The organism is Vibrio sp. D431a (assembly GCF_030248655.1).
GTDB classification, from domain to species: domain Bacteria; phylum Pseudomonadota; class Gammaproteobacteria; order Enterobacterales; family Vibrionaceae; genus Vibrio; species Vibrio alginolyticus.
In genome coordinates, this window is record NZ_JAHGAP010000033.1 from 1 (window position 1) to 26,947 (window position 26,947).

Annotated in this window: 24 protein-coding genes and 1 pseudogene; 17 read left to right on the plus strand and 8 right to left on the minus strand. The window is 45.3% G+C overall.

Translation table 11 applies throughout. The features are described 5' to 3' along the window. The first annotated feature begins 267 nt into the window (after positions 1-267). The 5 genes from KJB35_RS24480 to KJB35_RS24500 all read left to right on the plus strand — a co-directional run bounded on the left by KJB35_RS24480 (position 268) and on the right by KJB35_RS24500 (position 4,436). Positions 268-936, plus strand: a complete 669-nt coding sequence (locus KJB35_RS24480) for a DUF1826 domain-containing protein (RefSeq protein ID WP_025767648.1) — start codon at positions 268-270, stop codon at positions 934-936. 4 nt (positions 937-940) lie between these two features. After that, positions 941-1,411 (plus strand): Fur family transcriptional regulator, encoded by a 471-nt coding sequence (locus KJB35_RS24485; protein ID WP_017821073.1) that lies wholly within the window; start codon positions 941-943, stop codon positions 1,409-1,411. A gap of 82 nt (positions 1,412-1,493) precedes the next feature. Beyond that, positions 1,494-2,828, plus strand: a complete 1,335-nt coding sequence (locus KJB35_RS24490) for a dihydroorotase (RefSeq protein WP_213910286.1) — start codon at positions 1,494-1,496, stop codon at positions 2,826-2,828. A gap of 44 nt (positions 2,829-2,872) precedes the next feature. Continuing rightward, the gene (locus KJB35_RS24495) at positions 2,873-3,433 is read left to right on the plus strand and encodes a carbonate dehydratase (RefSeq protein WP_213869700.1); all 561 of its coding nucleotides are present in this window, start codon (positions 2,873-2,875) and stop codon (positions 3,431-3,433) included. Next, positions 3,423-4,436: a GTP-binding protein gene (locus KJB35_RS24500; protein ID WP_213914810.1), complete on the plus strand. Its 1,014-nt coding sequence runs from the start codon at positions 3,423-3,425 to the stop codon at positions 4,434-4,436. Before KJB35_RS24495 ends, KJB35_RS24500 begins: the two co-directional genes overlap by 11 nt. A gap of 207 nt (positions 4,437-4,643) precedes the next feature. Here KJB35_RS24500 and KJB35_RS24505 read toward each other — a convergent pair whose 3' ends face one another. Then, entirely contained in the window at positions 4,644-5,516 is an 873-nt protein-coding gene (locus tag KJB35_RS24505; RefSeq protein ID WP_238842967.1) for an aspartoacylase, read from the minus strand. 147 nt (positions 5,517-5,663) lie between these two features. Here KJB35_RS24505 and KJB35_RS24510 point away from each other — a divergent pair, with 147 nt between their 5' ends. Both KJB35_RS24510 and KJB35_RS24515 read left to right on the plus strand, forming a co-directional pair. After that, positions 5,664-6,923, plus strand: coding sequence for a peptidoglycan DD-metalloendopeptidase family protein (locus KJB35_RS24510; RefSeq protein WP_238842966.1), 1,260 nt, complete (start codon positions 5,664-5,666; stop codon positions 6,921-6,923). Between the two features lie 523 nt (positions 6,924-7,446). Continuing rightward, complete coding sequence (locus KJB35_RS24515) at positions 7,447-8,661, plus strand: GTP-binding protein (RefSeq protein ID WP_213971861.1); 1,215 nt, start codon at positions 7,447-7,449, stop codon at positions 8,659-8,661. Positions 8,662-8,808: 147 nt separating this feature from the next. On the opposite strand, the gene zigA is transcribed toward KJB35_RS24515, so the two are convergent. After that, on the minus strand, positions 8,809-10,008 hold the full coding sequence (gene zigA, locus KJB35_RS24520) for a zinc metallochaperone GTPase ZigA (RefSeq protein ID WP_285356097.1): 1,200 nt from the start codon (positions 10,006-10,008) through the stop codon (positions 8,809-8,811). A gap of 190 nt (positions 10,009-10,198) precedes the next feature. Here zigA and KJB35_RS24525 point away from each other — a divergent pair, with 190 nt between their 5' ends. Both KJB35_RS24525 and KJB35_RS24530 read left to right on the plus strand, forming a co-directional pair. Further along, complete coding sequence (locus KJB35_RS24525; RefSeq protein WP_025767657.1) at positions 10,199-10,624, plus strand: TraR/DksA C4-type zinc finger protein; 426 nt, start codon at positions 10,199-10,201, stop codon at positions 10,622-10,624. A 280-nt stretch (positions 10,625-10,904) separates the two neighbouring features. After that, entirely contained in the window at positions 10,905-11,513 is a 609-nt protein-coding gene (locus tag KJB35_RS24530) for a MarC family protein (protein WP_005375727.1), read from the plus strand. Positions 11,514-11,933: 420 nt separating this feature from the next. On the opposite strand, the gene KJB35_RS24535 is transcribed toward KJB35_RS24530, so the two are convergent. Next, a complete protein-coding gene (locus KJB35_RS24535; RefSeq protein WP_005375731.1) occupies positions 11,934-12,374 on the minus strand; it encodes a phosphate-starvation-inducible PsiE family protein in 441 nt (146 codons plus the stop codon). 868 nt (positions 12,375-13,242) lie between these two features. On the opposite strand from KJB35_RS24535, the pseudogene KJB35_RS28465 reads away from it, so the two are divergent. The 3 genes and pseudogenes from KJB35_RS28465 to KJB35_RS24545 all read left to right on the plus strand — a co-directional run. Beyond that, positions 13,243-13,929 (plus strand): annotated as a pseudogene (locus KJB35_RS28465) (PAS domain-containing protein); the annotation flags it as partial. A 129-nt stretch (positions 13,930-14,058) separates the two neighbouring features. Continuing rightward, positions 14,059-14,463 (plus strand): methyl-accepting chemotaxis protein, encoded by a 405-nt coding sequence (locus tag KJB35_RS28470; RefSeq protein WP_372082083.1) that lies wholly within the window; start codon positions 14,059-14,061, stop codon positions 14,461-14,463. 391 nt (positions 14,464-14,854) lie between these two features. Then, entirely contained in the window at positions 14,855-15,733 is an 879-nt protein-coding gene (locus KJB35_RS24545) for a DMT family transporter (protein WP_005375761.1), read from the plus strand. A gap of 46 nt (positions 15,734-15,779) precedes the next feature. Here the strand turns inward: KJB35_RS24545 and KJB35_RS24550 are convergent, their stop codons facing one another. The 5 genes from KJB35_RS24550 to KJB35_RS24570 all read right to left on the minus strand — a co-directional run bounded on the left by KJB35_RS24550 (position 15,780) and on the right by KJB35_RS24570 (position 20,797). Continuing rightward, a complete protein-coding gene (locus KJB35_RS24550; RefSeq protein WP_285356092.1) occupies positions 15,780-16,688 on the minus strand; it encodes a hydroxymethylglutaryl-CoA lyase in 909 nt (302 codons plus the stop codon). Next, positions 16,688-17,527 carry an enoyl-CoA hydratase-related protein gene (locus tag KJB35_RS24555; protein ID WP_213960748.1) on the minus strand — a complete coding sequence of 280 codons (840 nt, stop codon included), beginning with the start codon at positions 17,525-17,527 and terminating at the stop codon, positions 16,688-16,690. Before KJB35_RS24555 ends, KJB35_RS24550 begins: the two co-directional genes overlap by 1 nt. A 29-nt stretch (positions 17,528-17,556) precedes the next feature. Then, on the minus strand, positions 17,557-19,161 hold the full coding sequence (locus KJB35_RS24560; RefSeq protein WP_238842839.1) for a carboxyl transferase domain-containing protein: 1,605 nt from the start codon (positions 19,159-19,161) through the stop codon (positions 17,557-17,559). 25 nt (positions 19,162-19,186) lie between these two features. Further along, positions 19,187-20,356: an isovaleryl-CoA dehydrogenase gene (locus KJB35_RS24565; RefSeq protein ID WP_285356090.1), complete on the minus strand. Its 1,170-nt coding sequence runs from the start codon at positions 20,354-20,356 to the stop codon at positions 19,187-19,189. A 66-nt stretch (positions 20,357-20,422) separates the two neighbouring features. Next, positions 20,423-20,797: a MerR family DNA-binding transcriptional regulator gene (locus KJB35_RS24570; protein WP_017821195.1), complete on the minus strand. Its 375-nt coding sequence runs from the start codon at positions 20,795-20,797 to the stop codon at positions 20,423-20,425. 275 nt (positions 20,798-21,072) lie between these two features. Between KJB35_RS24570 and KJB35_RS24575 the strand changes: the two genes are divergently transcribed. From KJB35_RS24575 to KJB35_RS24595, 5 genes are read left to right on the plus strand one after another with little or no spacing between them, the layout of a single operon-like run. Further along, positions 21,073-22,284 carry an acetyl-CoA C-acyltransferase gene (locus tag KJB35_RS24575; RefSeq protein ID WP_025767662.1) on the plus strand — a complete coding sequence of 404 codons (1,212 nt, stop codon included), beginning with the start codon at positions 21,073-21,075 and terminating at the stop codon, positions 22,282-22,284. 23 nt (positions 22,285-22,307) lie between these two features. Beyond that, positions 22,308-23,801, plus strand: a complete 1,494-nt coding sequence (locus KJB35_RS24580) for a CoA-acylating methylmalonate-semialdehyde dehydrogenase (RefSeq protein ID WP_017634263.1) — start codon at positions 22,308-22,310, stop codon at positions 23,799-23,801. A 19-nt stretch (positions 23,802-23,820) separates the two neighbouring features. Beyond that, the gene (locus KJB35_RS24585; protein ID WP_213906893.1) at positions 23,821-24,975 is read left to right on the plus strand and encodes an acyl-CoA dehydrogenase family protein; all 1,155 of its coding nucleotides are present in this window, start codon (positions 23,821-23,823) and stop codon (positions 24,973-24,975) included. Positions 24,976-25,013: 38 nt separating this feature from the next. Beyond that, positions 25,014-25,799: an enoyl-CoA hydratase gene (locus tag KJB35_RS24590; RefSeq protein ID WP_053349982.1), complete on the plus strand. Its 786-nt coding sequence runs from the start codon at positions 25,014-25,016 to the stop codon at positions 25,797-25,799. Between the two features lie 8 nt (positions 25,800-25,807). Further along, on the plus strand, positions 25,808-26,947 hold the full coding sequence (locus KJB35_RS24595) for an enoyl-CoA hydratase/isomerase family protein (protein WP_053307784.1): 1,140 nt from the start codon (positions 25,808-25,810) through the stop codon (positions 26,945-26,947).

The window sequence follows — 26,947 nt, forward strand, 5'->3', positions numbered from 1 at the left end:
ACTGTTATGTTATAACATTTCCTTGTTTAGGGCTCTACAATTTGTTGTTTAAAGAATTGATCTCACAACCAGTAGTCTCCTATTGAGAGAGAGTAAACGTTGATTTCTTCACAAGCGCTGTCTGACTTGACTCTACATGGGGTGGGACTGTGTCAATATGTCCGTGAACTAGAGCGAAATCGTAACGATTACTAGGTCTCATAGCCCTAGAAAATCAACGTTATTAAAACCTTTACCTGACCTTTTTAACGCTTGGGAGGAAGATATATGAGCATTGATGTAGTTGAGAACCCGCTTCGTGTCCAAACAACATCATCGTTGGCGATATCGACATCAGCGAACATACTTAGCGACATCTACAAACCAGAGCACAATATTGCCATATGGCAGCGAACGCTCTCGAAAGAGTTGACGAAGGACATTAATCTGATGCTGGCTCAGGAGCCTAGATTGGCACTGGTACAAAGTGTCACGCCAGATGATGCTGCACAATGGGTACGAAGCAAGTTAGAGGGCTATGCGTGTGCTGATGCGCTGAGTGAAGATGTTGCTTTAATCGTCGATATGTTCTGCTGTTTGTTTGAGGTTAAAGAAGCAGGTTTGAGACTAACTCGCCTAGACAGCCCGATGTGCCCGAAATTTCACTTTGATCGTGTGCCTTGCAGACTTGTCATAACTTATACCGGCCGAGCGACCGAATGGTTAACCAACGATACCATTGATCGCACTAAACTCGGTGCCGGTAGTCTTGGTCAACCTGATCACCTATCGGGCTTATACGACTCTGAAAGTGCCATACGACGAATGCAGCCTGGCGATGTTGCCCTGCTCAAAGGAAGTGGTTGGGAAGGCAATGAAGCCACTGGACTTATACATCGCTCTCCACATGTTGCAGATAATGAACGTCGCTTACTACTCACATTGGATTTCATCTAGAGATATGAGAAAGCTCAAAACGGTAGATGACGTCATGAAGCAGGTAGAGAAAATCTGCCTGCTGCGAGGTAAACAACTCACTACTAAACGGAAATTGATACTGACTTCGCTGCTATATGCGGAGAAGCCGCTTTCTGCCTACGAACTAGTTGACTACTGCAATCACAACTTTTCTCAAAACATTCAAGCGATGTCGGTTTATCGAATACTCGATTTCCTTGAAGCAGAGCACTTTGTCCATAAGCTCAATACATCTAGTAAATACGTCGTTTGTTCTCAAATCGCGTGCGATCAGGAGCATGGCGTTCCACAGTTTTTGATTTGCTCTCAGTGTGGAAAGGTTAGTGAAATAGCGGTTGAAGCCAATGTTATTTCTAGCGTATGTGCGAAAGCCATACAAGAAGGCTTCACCGTTCTTAGCCCACAATTTGAGATTTCCTGTGTTTGCGATGAATGCGCAAACCGCCCCCTATGAGGCAGACACACGATCTCCCCTTATAGCTTCACAAGGTGACCGAGTATTGGCCACCTTTTCAAATTATCTAAAAGAATGAATTATGTCAGCAACATTGATTAAAAACGCGCGGGTGGTCAACGAAGGAGCCATTACCGAAACAGATTTACGTATTGTTGATCTAAGAATTGACAAGATTGCTACTAATATATCCGTACAACACGGAGATATTGTAATTGATGCTAAAGGGGCTTATTTACTGCCAGGCATGATTGACGATCAAGTGCATTTCCGAGAACCTGGGCTGACACATAAAGGCACAATTGCAAGCGAGTCGCGGGCAGCGGTAGCCGGCGGTATTACAAGCTACATGGAAATGCCCAATGTTAGTCCGGCTACAACGACTATTGACTCGTTAGAGCGCAAGTTCGCTCTCGCTAAAGAAAGCTCGTTTGCGAATTATTCTTTCTACCTCGGTGCAACCGAAGACAATCTTGAACAGATTAAACAACTTAACCCCAAACAACATTGTGGTGTGAAAGTATTTATGGGGGCATCAACAGGAAATTTGTTAGTCGAAGATCCGCAAGCGTTAGAGTCAATTTTTCGTGACTCTCCAGTACTCATTGTTACTCATTGTGAAAGTGGGACTGTTATTAAACAAAACCAGCAAAAGCAAAGGCTTAAGAAGCCAGGTTTCACTATCGAAGACCATCCCATTTTGCGTGACGAAGAGGCCTGTTACGCTTCATCTTCTTATGCGGTAGAACTTGCCAAAAAGTATCACAGCCAACTGCATGTGCTGCACATCACAACGGCGAAGGAGCTAGCACTTTTTGACGAGGGAGACATTCGAGATAAATCAATCACCGCGGAGGCTTGTGTTCACCATCTTTGGTTCAGCAACAAAGATTATGGCGCTCTTGGTAATTTGATCAAATGTAATCCTTCAATCAAGTTTCCTAGTGACCGCGATGCGTTGTTAAAAGCGTTAAATACGGGGCAAATAGATATCATTGCAACAGATCACGCTCCTCACACTTGGCAAGAAAAACAAGTGCCTTACGAGCAGGCTCCAGCCGGACTGCCGTTAGTTCAGCATGCGTTACTTACTCTCTTCGAGCATGTCCGTTTAGGTCATATGAGTTTGACTCAAGTAGTCGAAAAAACTGCGCACAACCCGGCCATTCGCTATGGCATTCAAGGCCGAGGTTTTATTCGTGAAGGTTACTACGCCGATTTGGTGTTGGTTGATGCTCATACCCCAACACGAGTTAGCAACGAAAACAGTTTATATCACTGTGGTTGGTCGCCTTTTGCTGGACATGAATTTTCAGCTCAAATTCAAAAGACTTGGGTCAATGGCGCGCTAGTTTATGCCAATAACAAAGTCATCGATAAACCAGCTGGAGCGATGCGTTTATCCTTCAATCGTTAAGTCGCTGACCGTAAAAAAAGAGCCATAAACAAACTGGAAGCATTATGTTAAGAAGAAACCCAACGGGCCATATGCCACAGGTGTCCTCAACAGCCTTTATCGATCCAACCGCTATTATCTGTGGCAAAGTCATTATTGAGGATAACGTTTTTATTGGACCCTATGCTGTTATTCGAGCTGACGAAGTTAATAACCATGGAGACATGGAAGCTATCGTCATCAAACGTGACACCAATATCCAAGATGGTGTCGTAATTCACTCTAAGGCAGGGGCTGCGGTGACCATTGGTGAGCGCTCATCCATTGCTCATCGTTCGATTATTCATGGTCCTTGCCAGGTTTGTGATGATGTTTTCATTGGCTTCAACTCCGTCGTGTTCAATAGCGTCATCGGTGAGAGGTGTGTTATTCGTCATAACTGTGTCGTCGATAGCCTCGATTTACCCGCTTATTTCCATGTACCACCGATGACCAATATTGGTGTCGGTTTTGATTTAGAGAGTATCTCTAAAGTGCCGCCAGAATATTCAGCTTTTTCCGAATCCGTCGTTTCTGCCAACCATGAACTAGTCCAAGGCTACCGGAGAATTGCCAATGAACTTTAATAAGCCACTGATTTCGCGAGTGCCGACTAACATCATCACTGGCTTTCTCGGGGTGGGGAAAACATCGGCAATAATGCACTTATTGACCCATAAACCGAGTCATGAACGTTGGGCTGTATTGGTCAATGAATTTGGCGAAGTTGGTATTGATGGCAGCTTGTTACAAGGCCCAAAAAAACAACAAGACCAAGTGTTTATTCGAGAGGTCCCCGGGGGATGTATGTGCTGTGCAGCAGGTCTTCCGATGCAAATCGCCTTAAATCAATTATTGTCTGAAGCAAGGCCAGATCGATTGTTGATTGAGCCTACAGGTCTTGGTCATCCTAAAGAAGTACTGCAAGTGCTATCGACCGAGTATTATCGTCAAATTCTCGCTTTGCAAAAAAACATTACTTTAGTCGATGCACGTAAACTATCGGATCCTAAGTACACTGAGCATGAAACGTTTAACCAGCAAATCACTATCGCAGATACAGTGGTAGGTAATAAGCGCGATCTCTATCAAGATGAAGATGAGCAAAAGCTGACGGCTTATATAGCAAAGCTCGGTCTGCGGGAAACAAAATTGATTTTCGCTGAACATGGCGTTATCCCTTTTCATGAATGTGAGGGAGCGACTCGTATTGACGTGCAAAAAACGCCCTCTGTTCTTTATCGTGAAAGAGAGAAAAAGTCACTTGTTCCTGAGTTGCCTATGCCTGAGAGCGGCATTCTAAAAGCAACCAATCAGGGGGAAGGTTTCTACAGTATCGGTTGGCGTATCTCCGCTGAAAACGTGTTCGATCATCAAAAGCTGAGATTATTGCTGCTCGACCTCAAGGTCGAACGAATGAAAGCGGTTTTTATCACGGGAAGCGGTATTTTTGGTTACAATCTAACATCAGATGGACTCACAGAGTTTGAACTAGACGAGTGTTCAGAAAGCCGCCTAGAACTGATCTCTTCCGGTCTAGATGACCAATTTGAAGATAGATTATTTCGATGTTTGGAGAAGGCATCATGATAGAAAAGAGAAAACTCTCCTTTTAACCATAATGTCTTACCTCCTTAAAATTCTAGTGGGGTTTCTTTTAAAGCTGCGCTTAGGGCACTTATGCTGCCGTATTAGGGTGGGGTTAGTACCCGTATTTTCTGCCTATACGGTTCAGGCACAGTTTTATTCATGGGGTGAGGTATCCACGTTACACGTGGCCTAATTACTTGCTTTAAGTTACACGGAAGAAACACGTCTTTTTTTAGCGAGGGCCATTGCTATATTTGCGGTACTGTAGGCGCTCTCATTGATAAAGTGCGGGTAAATTTCCCCTTTGCCATTCCAATGGATATCATAACCAGCGAAAGTCGCTAATAAAGGTGCTCCTGGTTTGACCACCTCAAAATCTCTGCCACAAATAGTAGGGTGTACTAGTGCTTGCCGCATACCCTCTTGATCAAGTGGAACCCTGATTTCTTCGGTGTAAAAAAACGCCTCATAATCGCTCAGTAAGCCTATTTGGTTGAGGTTGTGCTTTTCAACATAGTCCAATACTGCGGTAAGCATCTGTTTCATCAACTCCAACGTACTGTACTCTAGCGCACCATGTGCTTGCGCCCCGACCTCAATCATTATTCCATATTGCCCAGCAGTGCAAAGGTAAGGTTGCTCTTGCCATTCTTTTCGCTCTTCGAAAAGGACATGTGCTGATGGCATTCGTTGTTTGACGTACGCGCCCAGTTTCCGATAAAACACATCGTTAGAAAGCAAAATCAACGTCGCTCCCATATTGCTTGTTGTATTGTGCAGGTCAACAATCAACAGTTTTTCTTGGTTTGCATATTTCTCGATAAATTGATGTGCAATCTTGCTTTCATGCAAATCAGGACAATGATTGCTATTCATTGCTGAGAACTCGCGATTTAAGTCTGTATCGATGTATCGGACGTTGTGTTTTACTGCATCGGAGTTTGCGATGATCGAGCAGGCTGAAAAGGTTGATCTATTGACAGAGTAACGTTTTTCTTTGATTAGTTTATGTAAATAAATACCAGAAAGTTCGTTTCCGTGTGTTCCTGCAACGATAAGTGCTGAATTGAATGTGTTCATTATTGAGCCTTCTCAAAGAGAATGGGTTGAATGACTGGTCTTCTCTTAGCCAATCCAGTGAACTGGATAAACGTTTACTAAACTGAGTAAAAATAATTCTAGATATGTTATAACATAACAATCGTTGTTATTGATACTTAGTTTCTCATGAGTCAGTTTAAATTTATTGTTTTAATCGTTGCTGTGTTTTGTTTTTCGGTCGCTTTGCTTCTACCTACAGAGGATGAGCCAAATCAAGATAGTCATAGCACTCAACTGAATCAAAGCAGTGATTCGTCACCACCTCCATCTTTAAAGATAGTGACTCCCTCAGATGTCAGTTTGACTCCGTTGCCTAAACCTAAACAAATACACTACATAGTTAAAGTGGGAGATACGCTCAGTGGTATCTTCGCTCAATTGGGTCTCCCTTACGGTATTTTGCAGCAAATTCTCTCAGTTGATCTTGATCACCTCCAGCTAGATATGATTAAGCCCGGAGAAGAGCTTGAATTAGTGATGGATGACATGGGGCAATTGAGTCAACTAATTTATCATATGAGCCTTGTAGAGAAGGCTATCTACACTAGAGAAAACGATGGCTCCTTCTCTTACGAATTTCAGGAAATTTCAGGGGAATGGCGTGAAACCTTATTTTCGGGAGAAATCAAAGGGAGTTTTTCAGTCTCGGCACATCGAGTTGGATTGACATCAGGCCACGTCGCAAATATTACGCAGGTGATGAAAGATAAGATTGATTTTGCGCGATCTCTTAGAGCCGGTGACCGTTTCGATATATTAGTGAAACAGCAATATTTAGGTGAACACAAAACTGGCAATAGTGAGATTAAGGCTATTTCTTTTAACTTAGCGAAGGGCGAAGTCGCTGCATTTCTAGCCGAGGATGGACGGTTCTATGATAGAGCTGGTAACAGTTTGGAGCGAGCGTTTAACCGTTATCCTGTCGATAGGGCATACCGCCGAATCACCTCTGGGTTTAACCCTAAGCGTAAACACCCAGTGACGGGAAGAGTCACCCCGCATAACGGAACGGATTTCGCGACACCAATCGGTGCGCCAGTTTATTCTACTGGGGATGGAAAAGTAATTGCGGTCCGCAAGCACCCTTATGCCGGTAATTATTTAGTGATTGAACATAACAGTGTGTACAAAACTCGTTACCTACACTTGAATAAAATCTTGGTTAAAAAAGGTCAAGTTATAAAGCGTGGGCAAAAAATAGCCCTCTCTGGGAATACTGGTCGTTCAACCGGACCACATTTACATTTTGAAGTTTTAGTTCGTAATCGTCCGGTTGATGCAATGAAAGCCGACTTACCTATCGCGAAGTCGCTTCCTAACATCCAGAAACCTTCATTTTTGGCGCGAGTATCAGAGTTTGATTATCTAGTAGAAACGAAAAACTGAGTCCCGACAATTTGTTAGGGCTCAGTTATGCTATTTTGTGTTGTGAGGTTGGAGCAATAGGTGAGTCTCAATATGTGTTCCTAGAAGAATAATGACTGCGATTTTTTCTTTTACGTGCGTCCACATCCGCAACATCGGACGCTTTGCAACAACCTCCGCCTTTGATCGGCCTACGAGAAAACATCACACCAATTGCGAGCATCGCAATACAACTTAGGAAAATAAGAACGGTAAGAACTAAAGTCATAACACCACCTCCTATAAATCGCTGTATTGTCATCTTTCTCCAATTTTATAAACAAAGCAATGGTCGTTTTGTAACCACTTATTGTTTTTATCAATAGTCAGACCTTTGCTGGTGATGAAACGTGCTGAGAAACGAAGGCGAGTTCTGAAAAATCAGTCTCTGTGGTCTTTACCGATTCTTAAGCTTTGGGTCTAAGACAGCAATTGGATTCCTTCTATAACTCATCAAATTGTTATGTTATAACATGTGTTTATTCAGAGTTTGTAGGTCAAAGGTATGCCATCAATTCCAGTCACTATTTTGCATGGGTTTCTCGGGTCAGGGAAAACCACTTTTTTACGCAACATTCTTCAACAAGCCGATTCTTCTGGTATTGATCTTTCCGTTATTGTGAATGACATGAGTGAGTTAGACGTTGATGGCGTGCTTATCTTAAATACCGATGCGGTGAGTGAAGAGCAGGGCAACTTTGTCACGATCAGTGGAGACAGCATCAGCAGCCCGAGTGGTGTAAAGCAGCTCGATAAAGCCCTTAAAAAGCTCTGCGCAGAAAAATGGCCAGAATGGATTGTGATTGAAACGTCGGGCAGTAGTCATCCTTTGCCTTTGGTCGAGTACTTCAAAAGTAACGCACAATTCGCACTCAAAGACGTAATTACGTTGGTGGATGCGACTTGGTTGCGAGATGACTATCGACAAGGTTCTGCCTTAATCCCTAAGTGGCAGGAGAACGTGCAGCAGGGTGTTCGCGGCGTTGAAAACTTGTTGGTAGAGCAAATCATGTTCTCAAACCGTATCATGCTCACCAAGACGGACAAAGTGGACGACAATACCGTTCGCAACATCGCGCAGGCGATTCACCCGCTTAACGTTTACACCGAGATAATCAAAACGTCGTGGGGAAACTTGGATATCCGCATGTTGAAAGGTGAGCAAGACTACAATTTCTTCCTTGTTGAGCAGTTAATCGCAGAACTTCGTGAGACGGTGAATGAGCCGTTGAATCTCTCTGATAAAGACGAACAAAGCCTTGTCGCGAAAGTGATCAAAGATGATCGACCTTTTCATCCTGCGCGTTTGTGGAATACCTGCCACCAGTATTTAACTAAAGGTGTGTTCCGCAGTAAAGGGTTCTTTTGGTTTCCAACTCGAGACGATGTTTCACTGCTTTGGAGCCAAGCAAGCGGCAATGTGGGGCTTGAAATTACAGGCTTTTGGCGCGCTTCGGTAATCAATGACGAATCGCAAAACTTCACTGAGGAACATCGTCAAATCCTGCAAGATAAGATAGACAGTGTTGAAAGCCGCTTTGGTGATCGTCGTTGTCGCTTAACGGTGATTGGGCAGGAAAACGAAGTCGATGCGTTTATTGATGCGCTGGAAAACTGCTTTTTAACGGAAGGGGAATTGGAGCAATGGCAACAAGGGGCAACATTTGAAGATCCTTGGCCAAAGAAAATAGCTAAGTTGAGCCAGAAGAAGACGGTTTGAATGCGCTGGTGAGGATTCCCTCGCTGCATGCTTGAATCTCAGCTTGTTCCAAGACGGACTTGCTGCGTTGGTTCTATATAACAAAATTGGCTCAGTGTAACTAAAAAGCCTCCCGAATGGTGGGAGGCTTTTTTGTATCTCAGTCGTTTACTGTTCCCATTCAGGGAAAGGGTCTTCCAGAGATAACCAATAGTCGAGCCCTTGCTCCATCTCATCTTCTGTTAACAAGCATTCGTTAAGACGAGCAATCAATTTCTCTTGCTCTAATCCCTGACCAATAAACACCAATTCTTGTCGCATATCGCCGTATGGTTCTTGCCAAATGTCGTTTATAGCATCTAGGTAATCTTGATCCGTCGGCCACTCCTCCTTCGGAATCGCTTTCCAAAACATACCCGCAACACCATAACGTGCGATGCCTCCCGCTTGGCTCCATTGGCCGACAAACTCTGGTCTGGTTGCTAGCCAAAAGTAACCTTTGGAACGAATCAGTTTGCCGTAATCTTTCGCATTGTGGAGGAAGTCGTAAAACTTCTCTGGATGGAAAGGGCGTCTCGCATGATAGGCAAAGCTGGAAATGCCGTATTCTTCGGTTTCAGGTATGTGCTCGCCTCGCATTTCCTTCAACCAACCTGGGGCTTGTTGTGCCTTTTCAAAACTGAAGCTTTGTGTGTCGAGTACCGCATCAAGTTCTACTTCACCATTCGAGATAGGAAGAATAGTGGCCGATGTATTGAGAGTTTTAAGAATAGCAAGAAGCCTTTCGATTTCTGATTTCTCAGCGAGGTCGGTTTTACTTATCAAGATAACGTCAGCGAACTCTACTTGATCAACGAGCAAGTCGGCGACGCTGTGTTCATCGTCTTCACCTAAGGATTCGGCTGTCTCTGTTAAGAACTTAGCTTCATCGTAATCACGCAGAAAGTTAATCGCATCAACTACTGTAACCATGGTGTCTAAACGTGCAACGTCTGAAAGTGAGAGCCCGTTTTCATCAGCAAACGTAAAAGTCTCTGCAACGGGAAGTGGCTCGGCGATGCCAGTGGACTCGATAACTAAGTAATCGAATCTGCCTTCTTGCGCGAGTTTAGTAACTTCTTCAAGTAGATCCTCACGCAGGGTACAACAGATGCAGCCGTTACTCATTTCAACCAACTTTTCTTCACTGTGGTTGAGAGAAACTTCATTCTGAACGGTCGCTGCGTCGATGTTGACTTCGCTCATGTCGTTGACGATGACCGCCACTTTTCTGCCTTGTCTATTGTTAAGAATATGACTTAAAACGGTTGTTTTTCCTGCGCCTAGAAAGCCGGACAAAACCGTAACAGGGAGTTTCTGGGTGTTCATGCTCATGCTCTTTATAGTGTAATGTTATAATATAACAATTAATATGGTCGGTGATCTTAACTCTGGCATCAAGCAGTTTGTGACTGTGTCGAGTACTGCACCTTATTGGCGCATTCATTCGTCGTTAAGTTATACAGATTCAGATGTACGGAATTTAGAGAGCGAACTCTTATCTCGGTGTGGAGGTTCTATGAACGAAGAGAAAAAGCATGTCATGACAGAAGAAGAAATTCTTGCAGCGCCCGAGGCGGATTATATGAATGAAGCTCAGCTCGCATTTTTTGAAAACCGATTATTTGAGCTTTATGAATCGACGTTAGCGCATATTGAACGCGCGAAAGAAGAGATGATTGCGCCAATGGAATTCAGTGACGAAAGCGATAGGGCGTCCAGTGAGGAGCAATCTGCAATCGCATTAAGAATCATAGATAGAGAGCAAAAGCTGTTACCTAAGATTCAACGATCGTTGGCTCGCTTGCGCGCAGGGGAGTATGGCTATTGTTTAGAGTCCGGAGAACCTATCGGCATTCCAAGGTTATTGGCACGACCTACTGCTGAATATAGTGCAGAAGTAAAAGCTCAAATGGAGTCAAAAGAGCACTGGTATAAACACTAAAGCCTCACTATCTTATGACGTCGATATTCTTCTCGTTCACTTGTTTTTTTTGATGTTCTCTGAGAAGTCTAAAGCGATGGCGACTACCGTTAGGTATGGTAGTCATTACCTTTGAGATATTAATAGTTATCGATAGGATAGAAGTAAGTTCTGTATTGTAAATAACGCACCATTTTTGTTTTTCTGAATGAGCTCTCGCTATGTTAGCGTCAAACATTTTCTCTGCTACTTCAAGCTGATCTTCTATCCTTAAAGCTAAATTGGTACTGGAGAAAGTAGCATGATTGACTTTGTGGCAACTTTTATCTTTTTCTTTGCTGTCATCGATCCCATAGGTACTGTGCCCGTTTTTATCGCAGCCACAAAAAGCTATGAAGAAGTGGCAAAGCGTAAGGTCGCTCTGTTTGCGACTCTATTCTCCGCTGCTATCCTACTGTTTTTTGTTGTTGCTGGTGAAATCATACTTACAGCAATGCGTATTCCCTTGTCTGCGTTTCAAATCTCGGGCGGTATCGTATTGTTCTTGTTTGCTTTGACTATGATATTTGGTGAGAGTAAACCAGCAGAAGAAATCAGAACGCTCAATAGTCATCATGATACAGCAGTTTTTCCTCTAGCCATTCCATCAATTGCTAGCCCTGGCGCAATATTAGCCGCCGTTTTACTCACAGAGAACGTGCGGTTTAATATTTGGGAGCAAGTCCAGACCGTGGCTGTGATGCTACTGGTACTATTGGTTGTTTATATCTTGCTATTAATGGCCAGCGGCATACACAGGATTATTGGGAATACAGGAGCTAGCGCTGTAAGTCGGATCATGGGGTTGATATTAGCCGCTGTGGCCACGACCAACACTCTGAATGGGATTGAAAGTTACTTTGACCTTTAAGGCTGTTTCGCAAACTGAGCTGAAGGTATACGTTAAGAGCTAATTTTACGGCGAGATGACCGACCACCTGACAATCACTTTTCTGGCTGTTACTTCTAGCCGGATGTAATCCTTCAGGCTACTCGTGACGACCTTGTTTAAGAGGACCACGGAAAAGTTGAAAGTAAAATGCATAGATGTTGAGGGTATATATCAGATGGGGGAACTGGAGCAACACTTGCCCCCATTGAGCTGTGCCAATACTCAAAGATTAGCTGCTAGAAAACAATATCGATAATTTCTCCGCCTAGGCACTACTCTATAATCTTGTAGTCTCGCAGTATATAGAGCCTAGCATGGAGGAATTTATTAGCTTCAACGTGCCAAGACAAGACTTTTTCATGCCGTGAGAGTATCTGAAAAGTCGGGAGGCTGAGAAGTTTATTCAGTATGGCTCTTATTGGGCAGTTTATGGATCAGCCAGTAACCAAGACTCATACTAAGAACTACAGCCGCAATTCCAATCAGGTACATTGGAGACAAGGTTTCAAAGTCTATAATAATGACCTTTCGGGAGATTGCCATCAGCGCGGTGGCCATGACGATTTTTACATGAATAACATTTTCTCTCAGGTAAATAGTTATATTGATGAAAATTTCAATAGCAATTAAAACGGCCATAAAAGCACCAAAAGTGGCTAGCATATCTGAAATCGTCAGAATGAGTTTAGGTGGCGTGATAAGTTTTTGATATATCGTCCATGCAACATCTATCACACCCATGACGATTACAAACAACATAACTATCGACAATACTCTTACAGACCAATGAATCACTATCTGTAATTTTTTTGTTAACTTATCATTTTTATCGACTTCCATGGCCCTGTTTCCTTCGCTTGTTTATGTTCACTTAACCTTCATATGTTGAAGCTAGACAATTGAATACATGTCGTTTAAAGCATAGTTGCTGTGGTGAGAGATAGAAGCGTCCGAGGGAAGGAAGTTATGAAACTTAGGAGTGGGCACAATGTTGGACACATAATGTAATCTCTGGTGTCATGCGTTATTACCTCATTACCTCATTACCTCATTACCTCATTGCCTCATTTCTGATCGTGACGAGTCGACTGGTGAGGTGGTGATTCATCACCTTCACGGCAAACTGAATGAGCGGATACCACAACGTATTGATACTGGGCAAATCGATGCGCTTGTTGCTGGTTCCTCCGTGCGTTGTTAATAGAAATACAAGCGAATAAGGAGTGGGTAATCGCTCAAAAGTCGGGTGGAAAAGCGGTAAAACGGCGAAAATTATTGGAACTAAGTCAAGGCCCTTTTTTTAAATGAAAAGGCTTATTGATCTGAACACACCACTTCTCCATATAAGTATATCCACAAATACAAACCTCAAATTGGCGATAAAGAGCTTTAATATTGATAAATATATAAACAACTTGGGTGCTGAAGAAATTTCAGTATACTGCGCTTAGGTTACACTGGAGAAAAAATCGCCGTATTCCCTGCGGGGTCCTTTGATAAGAAATAGAAATCGCGTTTGAATATGCAACCAAACGATTTTGCCGCTTGCAGTTTATTCGGTATACAAATAATAAACCTTTGACTAATCCGAAGGTCGGTCAAATGAGAGAAAGTCATGTTTTTTAATAAGTCGCTTCAACAAGAAAATCAACGATTAAAGCAGGAGTTGCAAATCCTGCAGCAAATCCAAACCAGTTTAGATGAAGAGATGATCCGCTTAACATTGGATAGTAAAGGCCTCATTACTTCTGTAAATACTAAGCTACAGCAAGAACTTTTCTTAAATGATGATGAGATCTTAACGAAATCAATTACTGAATTGGTACCGTCAAATTCGCGCAATACAGATCACTTTCATCGAATGAAGAAAGCCGTCCAAGATAAAGTGTTCTGGAATGGGGCATTGCAAGTACAGAAAGGTAATGGTGAGGAAGCCTGGTTAAGAACGATTATCCAGCCTGTTTTAAATGAGCACAGAGAAGTAGAAAGCTTTTTTGTTTTTGCTTCTGAACTTACGCGAACGATCAAATCATCCCGTGAGCAAGAGGACATGCTAAATGCATTAAGTCGTTCTATGGCGGTGATTGAGTTCACATTAGATGGCCATGTTTTAAAAGCCAACGATAATTTCCTAAACACAATGGGTTATACGCTTGATCAGATTCAAGGGAAGCATCATCGCATGTTTTGTGATCAGGAAGAGTCGAGCTCTCAAGCTTACCGTGAGTTTTGGCAACGTTTAGCAAAAGGGCAATTTTCATCAGAGCGATTCAAACGAGTTAACCGTTATGGTGAAGAGGTGTGGCTAGAGGCTTCATATAACCCTATCCATAACGACAGAGGAGAGCTCTACAAGGTCGTTAAGTTCGCGACAGATATTACCCAGCAGGTGATGCAGGAACAGAAAATGGCCCAGGCTGCGCAATTGGCGAACGAAATCTCCCAAGAAACTGGTACACAAACCCTGCAAGGGCAAGAGGTTATAGGCTCAACGTTAGAAAAGATGCAGATACTTTCCGAGCAAATGCAGCAAGCGAACACCGCGATTGACGAGCTTAAAGCGCACTCATCGCGTATTAGCGAGTTGGTAAATAGCATCAGTGGTATCGCTGATCAAACTAACTTATTGGCGTTAAATGCGGCGATAGAAGCGGCTCGTGCGGGTGAGCATGGTAGAGGTTTTGCCGTTGTTGCTGATGAAGTCAGACAGCTTGCTACAAGAACCAATGCAACCACCGATGAAATTGTCACAATGGTCAGTGAAAACCTACAGCGAACAGATAACGCAGTTAAGCTGATCGCTAAATGCCAAAAAGAAGCACTAGATACGCTAGAGCTCTCTGAAAAAGCAGGCAATGTGATGAATGAAATACAAGATGGCGCTAGCCGTGTTGTAGAGGCCGTGGAGCAATTTAACCGCTCGTTGTAGTTAATCAATAGGTTTTCATTGTAGGGGCGATGGGTAAAAAGCAATTCACCTTATTCAACCTGTATTGAGGAGCGTTGAAGTCGCAATACTACTCCTGCCGCAGTCAAGTTAAGCGTTTTGAAGGAGGGGTAGTTCGACACCCGGTACAGGTTTTAGCCAGTTTGCTTGCTGTATAGAATGCTAAAGTAATTTAGTATGCGAAAAGGCTTGCCTTAAGACTTTGCCTGCATTTAATGTATCTAGCAGCAGAACTTCAATCTGCGTGACAACAATACAGGAGAGGATCGGGCTTTCACTTTTTCGCTCGACACAAACCCCTTTCAAATTTACACAATAGCGCAGTAAAACTCTCTTGCTGCGCTATTGTGTGTTCCATATTTTGTGAGTACTTATGTTTAACTCAGAACGTAAAGCGACGGTTATTCTGGTTGCGACGACGATGATCGCGGCACTTGGCTGGATATTCTCTAAGGAAACAATACAGGGTTTACCACCTTTTGGCTTTATTGGGGCGCGATTTACTATCGCTTCGCTCTGCTTACTGCCTCTATGTTACAGACCTTTGCTGAAAGCAAACTTAAAAGATGTGCTTTCTGCTGGTGGTGTCGGGCTCCTGTTAGGCAGTGCCGTTATGACATGGATTTACGCTATTTCTATCAGTGATACTCTCGGGGAGGGCGCATTTATCATGAGCCTTTCCATGCTGTTTGTGCCGATTGTTGCATGGGTTATGTTTCGTCAACGACCACAACGAATTTTCTGGCTTTCTTTGCCTATCGCTGTATTAGGTCTTGCTTGTCTTTCTTTAGTTGGTGGCTGGAAACAATCGGCCAGTCAATTGTGGTTTCTTGGTGCAGCACTGGTTTTGGCGCTTCATTTTAATGTGAATAGCAAATACTCTCAAAAACTACCTGTGCTGCTGCTTACTTGCGTGCAACTTTTTTCAGCAGGTTGCTTAGGTTTGTTGGTTTCATTTTTTATGGAATCTTTCCCGGCAGAGGTTGACTCCTCTATTTGGTGGTGGTTTGCGTTGAGTACCTTATTAGCGACGAGCTTGCGTTACGTAATGCAAACCATGGGGCAAAAATTTGTTCAGGCAGGTAACGCTGCTCTAATTATGATATTAGAACCAGTTTGGACGGTTATTCTGAGCGTGCTGTGGTATGGCGAAGTGCTAACGGCAAATAAACTAGTAGGTTGTGTGCTTATCTTATTTTCTCTAATTATTTATCGTACTGGCGGGCGGTTTCGCTTCCCTACTCGAAAGTAGAGCAAGTTAACTTGGGTTGGGAGAATTTGAGGTGCCGGATGGCCTTCTACGAAAGTGATAATACGCGGTTACGCAATGCTAATGACACTTTTGATGTAGGCTGCCGACCCAGCTCTTCGCTGATCATCCAGCCAGCTTTAGCCAGTAGCTCTAAGTCGATCCCCGTTTCTATTCCTAACCCTTGGCATAAATATAGTACATCCTCCGTTGCGACATTTCCTGATGCGCCATGAGCGTATGGGCATCCACCCAGCCCAGCTACACTGCTGTCGATGGTATTGATGCCCATACTCAATGCTTGATGAATATTGGCGAGTGCTTGTCCCCATGTATCGTGGAAATGGACAGCAAGCTGGGGAAGAGGTGCAACCAACATGACGGCTTCTAGCATAGCAGCGATACGGTTTGGCGTGCCTGTACCGATTGTGTCGCCTAGAGACACCTCATAACACCCTAAATCGATGAGTGATTTGACCACGCTCGCCACTTGTTTAGGGGCTGTCGGGCCATCGTAAGGGCAGTCGGCAACGCAGGATAGATAGCCACGAACAGGGATGCCGTGTTTGGTGGCTAATCGCATTACAGGTTCGAAGCGAGTTAGGCTTTCTGCAATCGAGCAATTGATATTGTGTTGGCAGAATCCTTCTGAGGATGAAGTGAAAATTGCGACCTGATTGGCGTCAGCCTCCAACGCTTGTTCTAAGCCTTTTAGGTTTGGAGTCAGGGCAGAGTAGGTAACATGATTTCGCCGTGTTATTGCTTTCATGACCTCTGTTGAGTCCGCCATTTGTGGCACCCATTTGGGTGAGACAAAAGAGCCCACCTCAATATGCGTTAACCCAGTATCAGAGAGTAAGTTGATCAGCCGGATTTTAGTCTGGGTCGCAACAGGAGATTCATTTTGCAACCCATCTCTAGGACCTACTTCGACAATCTTTACTTTGGAAGGTAGCATTACTTGTCCTGTGACTTGGTGACCCAACTTGGGCTACGTTTTTCAAGAAACGCTTGCAGCCCATCTTGACCTTGGGGTGATACTCTAATGTCCGCAATGAGCTTGCTAGTATAGTGAATCAGTTGTTGATCGATGGGGTTTTGATGACATTGATGGCAGAGCGTTTTCGCTTTACGCATCGCATCTGGGCTATTAAGTAGCAACGTCTTGATTACGCTATCGACCGCATTTTCAAGCTGTTTGGCTTCTTTCACTTCGTGCACAATACCAAACCGTTCGGCATCTTCGGCTGAAATGACTTCACCACTTAAGATATAGCGTCTAGCTTGTCTATTCCCCATCGCGCGCATGACGTAAGGCGCAATGGTTGCTGGAACTAAACCAAGCCTAACTTCACTTAAGCAAAAGTTGGCACTTTGGCTTGCGATGGCGATATCACTACAACAAATCAACCCTAAAGCACCACCATAAGAGGAACCTTGAACAACTGCGATGGTGGGTTGAGGGAACGAATCTAATGTTTCCATGAGTCTTGCCAAGTTTTGGGCATCAACGAAGTTATCTTGCCTCGTGCTTTCGGCCATCGACTGCATCCAATTCAAATCGGCCCCGGATGAAAAATGCTTACCGTTACTTCTTAATACCAAGCACCGCACATCCGTTCGTAAAGCGAGATAATCTAGGCGGTGGATCAGCAAGTCGATCGTACAAGCGTCAAAAGCATTGTGTTTAGCTGTTCTGTTTAGGGTAATGGTCGCTACGCCATTATCATCGACATGCCAAAGAACATCATCTTGCCTTTGGGCGTTGGGAATAATGCTTGGTTGCATTTCCTGCATACTTACTTCCTTAATTCATCTTTGGATATTTACATTCTGAAGACGCCAAACTCGCTATCAGGAATGGGGGCGTTTAATGCTGCCATTAACGCTTGACTCAACACCTGACGCGTTTTTTTAGGGTCAATAATTCCGTCATCCCATAGCCGAGCACTCGCAAAATAGGGATGTCCTTGTGTTTCATACAAGTCTATGATCGATTCTCTAAAAATGTGCTCTTCTTGCTCTGACCACGCTTCCCCCTGACGTTCCTTCGCGTCTTTTCGAACTTGTGTTAAAACGCCTGCTGCTTGTTCTCCGCCCATCACAGAAATACGCGCGTTCGGCCACATCCACATCATGGTTGGATCATACGCTCGGCCGCACATGCCGTAATTACCAGCGCCGTACGATCCACCGATGATCACGGTAAACTTCGGCACGTCAGCACAAGCGACGGCCATCACTAACTTGGCGCCATGTTTTGCGATGCCTTCTTCTTCAACCTTTTTTCCGACCATAAAGCCGGTAATGTTTTGGAGAAAGAGAAGCGGTGTTTTCCGTTTGGCGCACAGCTCAATAAAGTGCGCGCCTTTTTGTGCCGATTCAGAAAACAAGATACCGTTGTTTGCCACAATACCAATCAAGTGTCCTTGAATACGAGCGAAGCCACACACTAGCGTTCTGCCATACAAGGCTTTGAATTCGTCGAAATCAGAATCATCGACGATGCGGGCAACAATTTCTCGAACGTCGAATGACAGTCGTAAGTTGGCATTCACTATTCCGTAGATTTCTTCTGCGTCGTAGCGGGGAGGAAGCACGGTGTTTTCTGGCTTAACAGGTCTTGTTCTATTGGCATTGGCAATGGCTTCTCTCGCAAGCATTAGGGCATGTTCATCATTTTCAGCGTAATAATCTGCGACACCAGATTTTCGACAATGCACGTCTGCACCGCCGAGCTCTTCACCCGTCACGACTTCGCCAGTGGCCGCTTTCACCAAAGGTGGCCCCGCCAAAAAAATGGTGCCTTGCTCTTTAACCATAATGGACACATCCGCCATGGCAGGAACGTACGCGCCCCCAGCAGTGCAAAGCCCCATCACAACAGCAACTTGGGGGATGCCTTTCGCCGACATTCTCGCTTGGTTAAAGAAAATGCGACCAAAGTGTTCTTTGTCGGGGAAGACGTCGGACTGATGAGGGAGATTTGCGCCACCGGAGTCCACCAAGTACACGCAGGGGAGTTGGCAACGTTGGGCAATCTCTTGCGCTCTAAGGTGTTTTTTTACCGTGAGTGGGTAGTAGGTTCCGCCTTTTACCGAAGCATCGTTGGCGATGACCATGCATTGAATCCCCTCTATGATACCAATGCCGGCGATAACGCCAGCGCAGGGGATCGCTTCGTCATACACTTGCCAGGCGGCAAACTGGCTGATTTCAAGAAAGTCAGTGTTGTCATCAAGCAAGCGCGCGATGCGTTCTCGTGCGGGGAGTTTTCCTTTTTGCCTCTGGTGCTGAATGGCTTTTTCACCGCCGCCCTGTTTGATGGTCTCGATGTGTTGATTAAGTTGAGTGACCAACGTTTCCATCGCAGCTTTATTGGAAAGAAATAACTCGTCAGTTGGCTTAGTTTTACTTTTGATAATGGCCATAATGACTTCCTTGTCGTATGTTCCGTTAGCGAGATTCTTCGAACAACTCTCGGCCTATTAACATGCGGCGAATCTCTGAGGTACCCGCGCCGATTTCATAAAGCTTTGCATCACGTAGCAAACGACCAGCAGGGTATTCATTGATGTAGCCATTCCCACCGAGCAGTTGTATTGCATCGAGTGCCATTTGTGTGGCGAGCTCTGCACTGTACAAAATCGCTCCTGCCGTATCTTTGCGTGTTGCGTTACCTCGATCACAAGCCGCTGCGACGGTATATACATACGCTTTTGCTGCACTCATTCGAGAGTACATATCGGCGATCTTGCCCTGAACTAACTGAAACTCGCCAATGGATTTTCCAAACTGCTCTCGTTCATGTACGTACGGGACCACAATGTCCATGCAAGCTTGCATTATCCCGAGTGGTCCGGCAGCGAGGACGACGCGCTCGTAATCCAGCCCACTCATTAACACCTTGACGCCTTTATTCAACTCGCCAAGAATATTCTCTTTTGGCACTACGCAATGGTTAAATACAAGTTCGCAAGTATTCGAGCCTCTCATGCCTAGCTTGTCCAGCTTTTGAGCATGAGTGAAACCTGCGAAGTTACGTTCAATAATGAATGCGGTAATGCCACGTGAACCTGCGCTGACATCCGTTTTAGCGTAAAGCACCACTACGTCAGCATCGGGCCCGTTTGTTATCCACATTTTGTTGCCATTCAGTACAAAATGGTCGCCCTTGTTCTCCGCTTTCAGTTGCATGCTTATCACGTCTGAACCGGCATTGGGCTCACTCATCGCTAGGGCGCCAACGTGCGTACCATCAATGAGTTTTGGAAGGTATTTTTCGCGTTGAGAAGGCGTGCCGTTACGAAAGATTTGGTTGACGCACAGGTTAGAATGAGCGCCGTAGCTTAAAGCGACAGACGCAGAGGCACGGCTGATTTCTTCCATGGCAACAACATGAGCGAGGTATCCCATGCCTGCACCACCAAGCTCTTCATCGACGGTCACACCAAGCAACCCCATTTCTCCCAACAAAGGCCATAAATGATTCGGGAACTGGTTATCGCGGTCTATCTCAGCGGCGATGGGCGCAATATGTTCCGTAGCAAAGGCATTAACGTGTTCTCGGAGCATATCGATGGTATCACCAAGTCCGAAATTGAGTGGGGTATAGGTGCTTTTCATAACGTCTCCCGGTATCAGAGGTAAGGTGGAAAAGCCGGTAGCGGTGTTGCTAATTGAGTATAGCGTTTATGTCTGCTTGCTTTTGAGTGTTTGAATACAACGCTCCTTAGCGGCATTCAACTCAGCCATAACGACGCTGATGTCGTTGAGTTGTTGTTGTAGGACGGCTTGTTTCTCTTCAATGATATTGAGCATTTTCAATAACTGTCCTTCGGTTTGTTGCATGTCGTAGAGCTCGAAAAGTTCACGAATTTCTGCCAGCGAAAAACCGAGCCGTTTCCCTCTTAAAATCAGTTTGAGGCGAATTCTATCCCTGCGTTGATAAACGCGCATATTGCCTTTTCGCTCTGGTTCAATCAGACCCACGTCTTCATAAAACCGGATACTGCGAGTAGTAATATCAAACTCCTTGGCGAGGTCACTGATCTTGTATTTTTCCATAACATACTTACCTCGAATAAAAATCCAGTTTCTGGAAATCGAACCTTAAATGGGAAGGCCGAACATCAACTTTGAAATATAAACGTCTGCTTGGTGTGTTTTTTCATCTCATTGTAAAGGCTAGTGCTATGCTTACGTAAACGTCAAGAAATCGCGGAATGAAAGTTTGTTAGTGAAAAAGGCGATAAAGGCTGGTGTGGCGCTTGGTGAGTAATTCTATGTAGGGTGTCATCAGTCTGCCAAGTGTTCACATATACCTTAAGGGAATGCGAATCATGGGAAAAGACATCTGGATTGTCAGCGCGAAAAGAACGCCAATTGGGCGCTTTCAAGGCAAGTTGCAAACTTACTCTGCTCCTCAATTAGGCGCACTGGCGATCAAGGCGGCAATGCACGAAGTGAATGTGACTTCGGTGGATGAAGTGTTCATGGGATGTGTGCTTCCAGCAGGGTGTGGACAAGCTCCTGCGAGGCAAGCATCTATGGGGGCAGATCTTCCTTTGGGTGTAGGGTGCACCACCATTAACAAAGTGTGTGGCTCTGGCATGAAGAGCGTCATGTTAGCGCACGATCTCATTAAAGCTGGAACGATTCGCTCTGCCATTGCTGGTGGTATGGAAAGTATGACCAATGCGCCGTATTTGCTGAGGGAGGCGAGAAAGGGAATGCGTATGGGGCACCAGTCTGCGTATGACCACATGTTTCTCGATGGGCTACAAGATGCTTACGAAGGGCACTTAATGGGTGTTTATGCTCAGCAAGTCGCTGACAGGCTTAAGTTCACCAGAGAGCAAATGGATGAATGGGCCGTGATGTCGGCAAAACGTGCGTTGGAAGCTCAAGAGCGAGGCTTGTTTGCCGATGAACTTTCGCCGGTTTCACTCAATACCAAGTCAGAACAAGCGGTGCTGAACTACGATGAGCACCCTCGCTCGATTGACCTTGGTAAAATTCCTCAACTCAAACCTGCATTCGATGAAAAAGGTACGGTGACCGCTGCTAATTCGAGTGCCATTTCAGATGGCGCAGCGGCTCTTGTGCTTATGGATGAAGACACTGCGCGTCATCAGGGGCTTAAACCACTTGCGATCATCAAGGCGCACTCTACACATGCCAGAAAACCTGCAGAATTTACTTTGGCACCCGTCTACGCAATTGAGCAACTGCTGTTCCAGCTAGATTGGTCAATTTATGAAGTGGACCTGTGGGAAATCAATGAAGCCTTTGCCGTCGTGACACAAATAGCGGTGGCGGAACTTGGACTAGATACGAGCAAAGTAAATATTAAAGGTGGAGCCTGTGCGCTTGGGCATCCGATAGGGGCTAGTGGCGCACGAATTCTGGTGACATTGATTCACAGTTTGCGTCAGCTACAAGCGTTAGGCACCAATGGTGATCTCGAAGCCAAAAAAGTGATGCGGGGTGTTGCGTCACTTTGTATCGGTGGTGGAGAAGCCACGGCGATAGGCATTGAAATACCGCTTTAATTGAAATCAGAAAGGAGTAAATGATGACTCGTTTGGTTCCCTTGTTTATTGGTGGCGAGTTTCGTGAATCTCAAACATCGGATTGGGTTGAGGTAACCAATCCCGCCACTAATGATGTCATTGCGTACGTTCCATGTTCCACAGAGCACGAGATGGAAGCCGCCATTGATAATGCGAAAGAGACATTCCAATCTTGGAAGGAAGTGGCAGTATCCGAGCGTGCCAGAGTCATGCTTCGCTATCAGCACTTGCTCAAAGAACATCATGATGAGCTTGCCACACTGCTTTCTCATGAGACGGGTAAGATTTTAGCGGATGCCAAAGGCGATGTGTGGCGTGGTATCGAGGTGGTTGAGCAGGCGGCAAACATTGCTAGCAACATGATGGGAGAAACCGTCGAAAACGTTGCCACGGATATTGATAGTTACTCAATGATTCAGCCCTTAGGTGTGTGTTGTGGGATCACGCCGTTTAACTTTCCTGCCATGATTCCGTTGTGGATGTTCCCAATCGCCATCGCTGCGGGCAATACGTTTGTGCTCAAACCCTCCGAACAAGTGCCATTGACCTCTATTCGTTTAGCCGAACTATTTGAGCAAGCCGGCGCGCCAAAAGGGGTGTTGCAGATCGTTCATGGCCGCAAAGAGCAAGTCGACTTTCTGCTGGCTCATCCTGATATTCGAGCGGTGTCATTTGTTGGCTCGGTTCCTGTTGCCCGTTATATCTACACTACGGGTACGAAACACTTTAAACGCGTTCAAGCTTTTGCTGGTGCTAAAAATCACATGGTGATCATGCCTGATGCGAACAAGGAACAAGTGGTGAATAACTTAGTGGGGTCCTCCGTTGGGGCGGCGGGGCAGCGTTGTATGGCAATTTCTGTTGCGGTATTTGTCGGCGATTCAAAACAATGGATTACAGACCTTAAACAGGCAATGGCGAAAGTACACCCAGGGCCTTGGGACGATGAGCAAGCTGCTTATGGCCCACTGATCAGTGAGCAAGCCAAACAACGCGTATTGGACCTAATCGAAGATGGCAAACAACAAGGCGCAGTGTGTGAACTGGATGGCAGTCAGTGTGAAGTGGAAGGCTTTCCCGATGGAAACTGGATTGGCCCAACCTTGTTTAGCGGTGTAACAGCGAATATGTCGATTTACACGCAAGAGATATTTGGCCCTGTTTTAGTTTGTATGGAAGTCGAAACGTTGCAAGAGGCCATTGAGTTGGTGAATCGCAACCCATACGGGAACGGCACTTCCATTTTTACGGCTAATGGCGCTGCTGCGAGAAAATATCAGCATGACATTCAAGTCGGTCAGGTTGGGATCAATGTGCCTATTCCAGTCCCTTTACCATTTTTCTCCTTTACTGGTTGGAGAGGCAGTTTCTATGGTGATTTACATGCGTATGGTAAACAAGCGGTACGTTTTTATACCGAGACTAAAACGGTGACGGCACGTTGGTTTGATGACGATATTCCAACGGGGCCTAATTTGACCATCCAACTGCGCTGAGTGAATAGAAGGAGCTTTTATGGACTTTGAACTTAATGAAGATCAACGTGCATTTGCCGATACCGCTCAGCAATTTGCCGATGAGTGTTTAGCACCGATGGCGGCGGAGTGGGATGAAAAGCAGATCTTCCCCAAAGACGTATTGAGAGAGGCGGGGGAACTGGGGTTTCTCAGTCTCTACACTCCAGAAGCGCAAGGTGGCCTAGGGCTGAGTCGCTTGGATGCTTCAATTATCTTTGAACAACTGGCCATGGGATGTACGTCCACTACGGCGTTTATGACGATTCACAACATGGTCAGTTGGATGATAGCCAGTTTTGCTACCGATGAAGCCAAAACGCAGTTCTGTCCGAAATTAGTTACGGGGGAGTGGTTAGGCTCCTATTGCTTAACCGAGCCTAACGCAGGATCAGACGCCGCTGCACTGACCACTTCCGCTACAAAAAAGGGAGATAAGTATGTCATCAACGGCGGCAAAACCTTTATCTCTGGCGCAGGAGAGACAGATGTTTTGGTCGTGATGGCGCGAACCGGAGAAGCGGGTGCCAAAGGCGTGTCTGCATTTGTTGTTCCTGCTCACGCAGATGGTATCAGCTATGGGCGCAAAGAACCCAAAATGGGTTGGAACAGCCAACCAACACGAGCGGTTACTTTTGAAAATGTCGTTATTCCAGCTAGCCATTTACTGGGCGAAGAAGGGCAAGGTTTTGTCTTTGCGATGAAAGGGCTTGATGGAGGGCGTATAAATATTGCGACCTGTTCCGTCGGTACGGCTCAACAGGCCCTTGAACAGGCGACACAATACATTCAGGAGCGTAAGCAGTTCGGCAAGTCGCTTGCGCAGTTTCAAGCCTTACAATTCAAATTAGCAGACATGGCTACAGAGCTAGTGGCTGCTCGGCAGTTAGTGCGCTATGCCGCCAGCAAGCTCGACCGAAATGACCCAGATGCCACGGCTTATTGCGCGATGGCAAAACGGTTCGCAACCGATGTGGGCTTTCAGGTTTGCGACCAAGTGCTGCAGCTTTATGGCGGCTATGGTTACATCAAAGAGTATCCAATGGAGCGTCATTTCAGAGATGTGCGTGTGCATCAAATTCTGGAGGGAACGAACGAAATCATGCGCTTGATCATCGCGCGCCGTTTGCTCTCTGAGGAGTCGGCCTTGCTGTAGCGAAGTATTGGATTTGCTCATTGAGAAAGGATTCAGATATGCCATTAACCCAAGAAGCCATTCAACATACGATCACTAATCACGTTGCGGTGGTGACGATGAACAACCCGCCAGCCAATACGTGGACAGCAGAGAGCCTCAAGGTACTGAAGTCGCTGATACTCACACTTAACAATGATAAGCAGGTCTACGCACTGGTTTTAACCGGCAGTGGAGAAAAGTTTTTCTCTGCTGGTGCAGATCTCAAGCTATTTTCTGACGGTGACAAAGCGGTTGCGTTAGACATGGCGCGATGCTTTGGTGAAGCCTTTGAAATGCTCTCGGAATTCCGTGGTGTTTCCATTGCCGCTATTAATGGTTACGCCATGGGTGGAGGTTTAGAAGTGGCATTAGCTTGTGATATTCGAGTCGTTGAAGAGCAAGCGGTACTTGCTTTACCTGAAGCCAAAGTCGGACTTTTGCCCTGCGCTGGCGGTACCCAAAACCTCACAGCGTTAGTAGGGGAAGGCTGGGCAAAGCGTATCATTTTATGTGGAGAGCAAGTCAGCGCTGACAAAGCAAAAGAACTAGGCCTAGTTGAGGAGTTGGTTCCCAAAGGTGAAGCTTTAAGTAAAGCGCTGGAACTTGCTGAATCTGTTGCGAACCAGTCGCCATCTTCTGTCGCCGCATGCAAGGCGCTCATTCAAAATATGCGCTCGGCGCCACTGAAGCACGGCTTAATGAAAGAGCGAGAGTTGTTTCTGAATCTTTTTGATACGGAAGATCAAGTTGAGGGTGTTCGCGCCTTTTTAGAAAAACGCCCACCGCAATGGAAAAACCGATAGGAGGCCACATGGCAGGGATGGTAACCATTAGTGAAATAGAGTGCTTAGATGGCGTGCACCGCATTGGTATCGCAACGTTAGACAACACCGCTTCATTGAATGCATTGACGTATGACATGTTAGTCCAACTTAACGATCAGCTTATCAAGTGGCAAGACGATCCGCATATGGCTTGTGTGGTACTGACTGGCGCTGGAGAAAAAGCATTCTGTGCTGGTGGTGATGTTCGAGCTATGTATCACGTCATGCATAACGAGAGTAAAGAAAAAATCGTAGAGTTCTGTACGAACTATTTCTCGTTGGAGTATGAGTGTGACTATCTCATCCACACTTACAACAAACCCATTATCGGTTGGGGAGAAGGTATTGTCATGGGCGGTGGGATGGGGCTTTTTATGGGAACCAGCCATAAAGTTGTGACAACAACATCACGCCTTGCTATGCCAGAAATCAATATCGGACTGTATCCTGATGTGGGAGGTACGTGGTTTTTAAGCCAGATAGATCCGCAAGTGGGCTTATTCCTCGGATTGACAGGTTCAATGGTAAATTCAAGTGACGCTGTCACTATTGGTTTGGCCGATTGGTTACTGTTGGAAGAGCAGTATCCCACCTTACTGGATGAGCTAAAGCGGCTCCAGTGGGGCAAAGAAGATGCGAAAGAGTTGGTAACTGCACTACTACAGTTAATGGAAGAACAAGTTATTGATAGCAAACCAACCACGCAAATTTGTCCATACTTAGATCAGATAGAGGAAGCGTGCAAAGGCTTTGATCTTAATACGATAGCACAGCGAATCATGGCTATCGACGGGAACAGTCAGTGGATAGAAAACGCGAAACAAACGTTCGCCGCAGGCAGTCCGATCACCGCGCATATTTGCTTCAGACAAGTGAAAGAATACCACAGCTTACCACTTGCAGGTTGCTTCCGCTTGGAGCTGAGTTTATCGGTTCGCAGTGCCTTATTAGGTGAGTTTAAAGAGGGCGTCCGTTCTCGGCTTATTGACCGGGATGGCGAACCTAACTGGATGTTTAACAATGTCAGTGAAGTCGATGAAGATATCATCGATACCTTGTTTACCTCACTTTGGCCGGATGACGAACATCCGCTTGCTGATTTGGGTGAACAAACACTAGGTCAATAA

Bases quoted from the DNA above. Each gene is read 5' to 3' on its own strand.
- KJB35_RS24480 (WP_025767648.1), top strand. From the start codon at position 268: ATGAGCATTGATGTAGTTGAGAACCCGCTTCGTGTCCAAACAACATCA.
- KJB35_RS24485 (WP_017821073.1), top strand. From the start codon at position 941: ATGAGAAAGCTCAAAACGGTAGATGACGTCATGAAGCAGGTAGAGAAA.
- KJB35_RS24490 (WP_213910286.1), top strand. From the start codon at position 1,494: ATGTCAGCAACATTGATTAAAAACGCGCGGGTGGTCAACGAAGGAGCC.
- KJB35_RS24495 (WP_213869700.1), top strand. From the start codon at position 2,873: ATGTTAAGAAGAAACCCAACGGGCCATATGCCACAGGTGTCCTCAACA.
- KJB35_RS24500 (WP_213914810.1), top strand. From the start codon at position 3,423: ATGAACTTTAATAAGCCACTGATTTCGCGAGTGCCGACTAACATCATC.
- KJB35_RS24505 (WP_238842967.1), bottom strand. From the start codon at position 5,516: ATGAACACATTCAATTCAGCACTTATCGTTGCAGGAACACACGGAAAC.
- KJB35_RS24510 (WP_238842966.1), top strand. From the start codon at position 5,664: ATGAGTCAGTTTAAATTTATTGTTTTAATCGTTGCTGTGTTTTGTTTT.
- KJB35_RS24515 (WP_213971861.1), top strand. From the start codon at position 7,447: ATGCCATCAATTCCAGTCACTATTTTGCATGGGTTTCTCGGGTCAGGG.
- zigA (WP_285356097.1), bottom strand. From the start codon at position 10,008: ATGAACACCCAGAAACTCCCTGTTACGGTTTTGTCCGGCTTTCTAGGC.
- KJB35_RS24525 (WP_025767657.1), top strand. From the start codon at position 10,199: ATGAACGAAGAGAAAAAGCATGTCATGACAGAAGAAGAAATTCTTGCA.
- KJB35_RS24530 (WP_005375727.1), top strand. From the start codon at position 10,905: ATGATTGACTTTGTGGCAACTTTTATCTTTTTCTTTGCTGTCATCGAT.
- KJB35_RS24535 (WP_005375731.1), bottom strand. From the start codon at position 12,374: ATGGAAGTCGATAAAAATGATAAGTTAACAAAAAAATTACAGATAGTG.
- KJB35_RS28470 (WP_372082083.1), top strand. From the start codon at position 14,059: ATGCAGCAAGCGAACACCGCGATTGACGAGCTTAAAGCGCACTCATCG.
- KJB35_RS24545 (WP_005375761.1), top strand. From the start codon at position 14,855: ATGTTTAACTCAGAACGTAAAGCGACGGTTATTCTGGTTGCGACGACG.
- KJB35_RS24550 (WP_285356092.1), bottom strand. From the start codon at position 16,688: ATGCTACCTTCCAAAGTAAAGATTGTCGAAGTAGGTCCTAGAGATGGG.
- KJB35_RS24555 (WP_213960748.1), bottom strand. From the start codon at position 17,527: ATGCAGGAAATGCAACCAAGCATTATTCCCAACGCCCAAAGGCAAGAT.
- KJB35_RS24560 (WP_238842839.1), bottom strand. From the start codon at position 19,161: ATGGCCATTATCAAAAGTAAAACTAAGCCAACTGACGAGTTATTTCTT.
- KJB35_RS24565 (WP_285356090.1), bottom strand. From the start codon at position 20,356: ATGAAAAGCACCTATACCCCACTCAATTTCGGACTTGGTGATACCATC.
- KJB35_RS24570 (WP_017821195.1), bottom strand. From the start codon at position 20,797: ATGGAAAAATACAAGATCAGTGACCTCGCCAAGGAGTTTGATATTACT.
- KJB35_RS24575 (WP_025767662.1), top strand. From the start codon at position 21,073: ATGGGAAAAGACATCTGGATTGTCAGCGCGAAAAGAACGCCAATTGGG.
- KJB35_RS24580 (WP_017634263.1), top strand. From the start codon at position 22,308: ATGACTCGTTTGGTTCCCTTGTTTATTGGTGGCGAGTTTCGTGAATCT.
- KJB35_RS24585 (WP_213906893.1), top strand. From the start codon at position 23,821: ATGGACTTTGAACTTAATGAAGATCAACGTGCATTTGCCGATACCGCT.
- KJB35_RS24590 (WP_053349982.1), top strand. From the start codon at position 25,014: ATGCCATTAACCCAAGAAGCCATTCAACATACGATCACTAATCACGTT.
- KJB35_RS24595 (WP_053307784.1), top strand. From the start codon at position 25,808: ATGGCAGGGATGGTAACCATTAGTGAAATAGAGTGCTTAGATGGCGTG.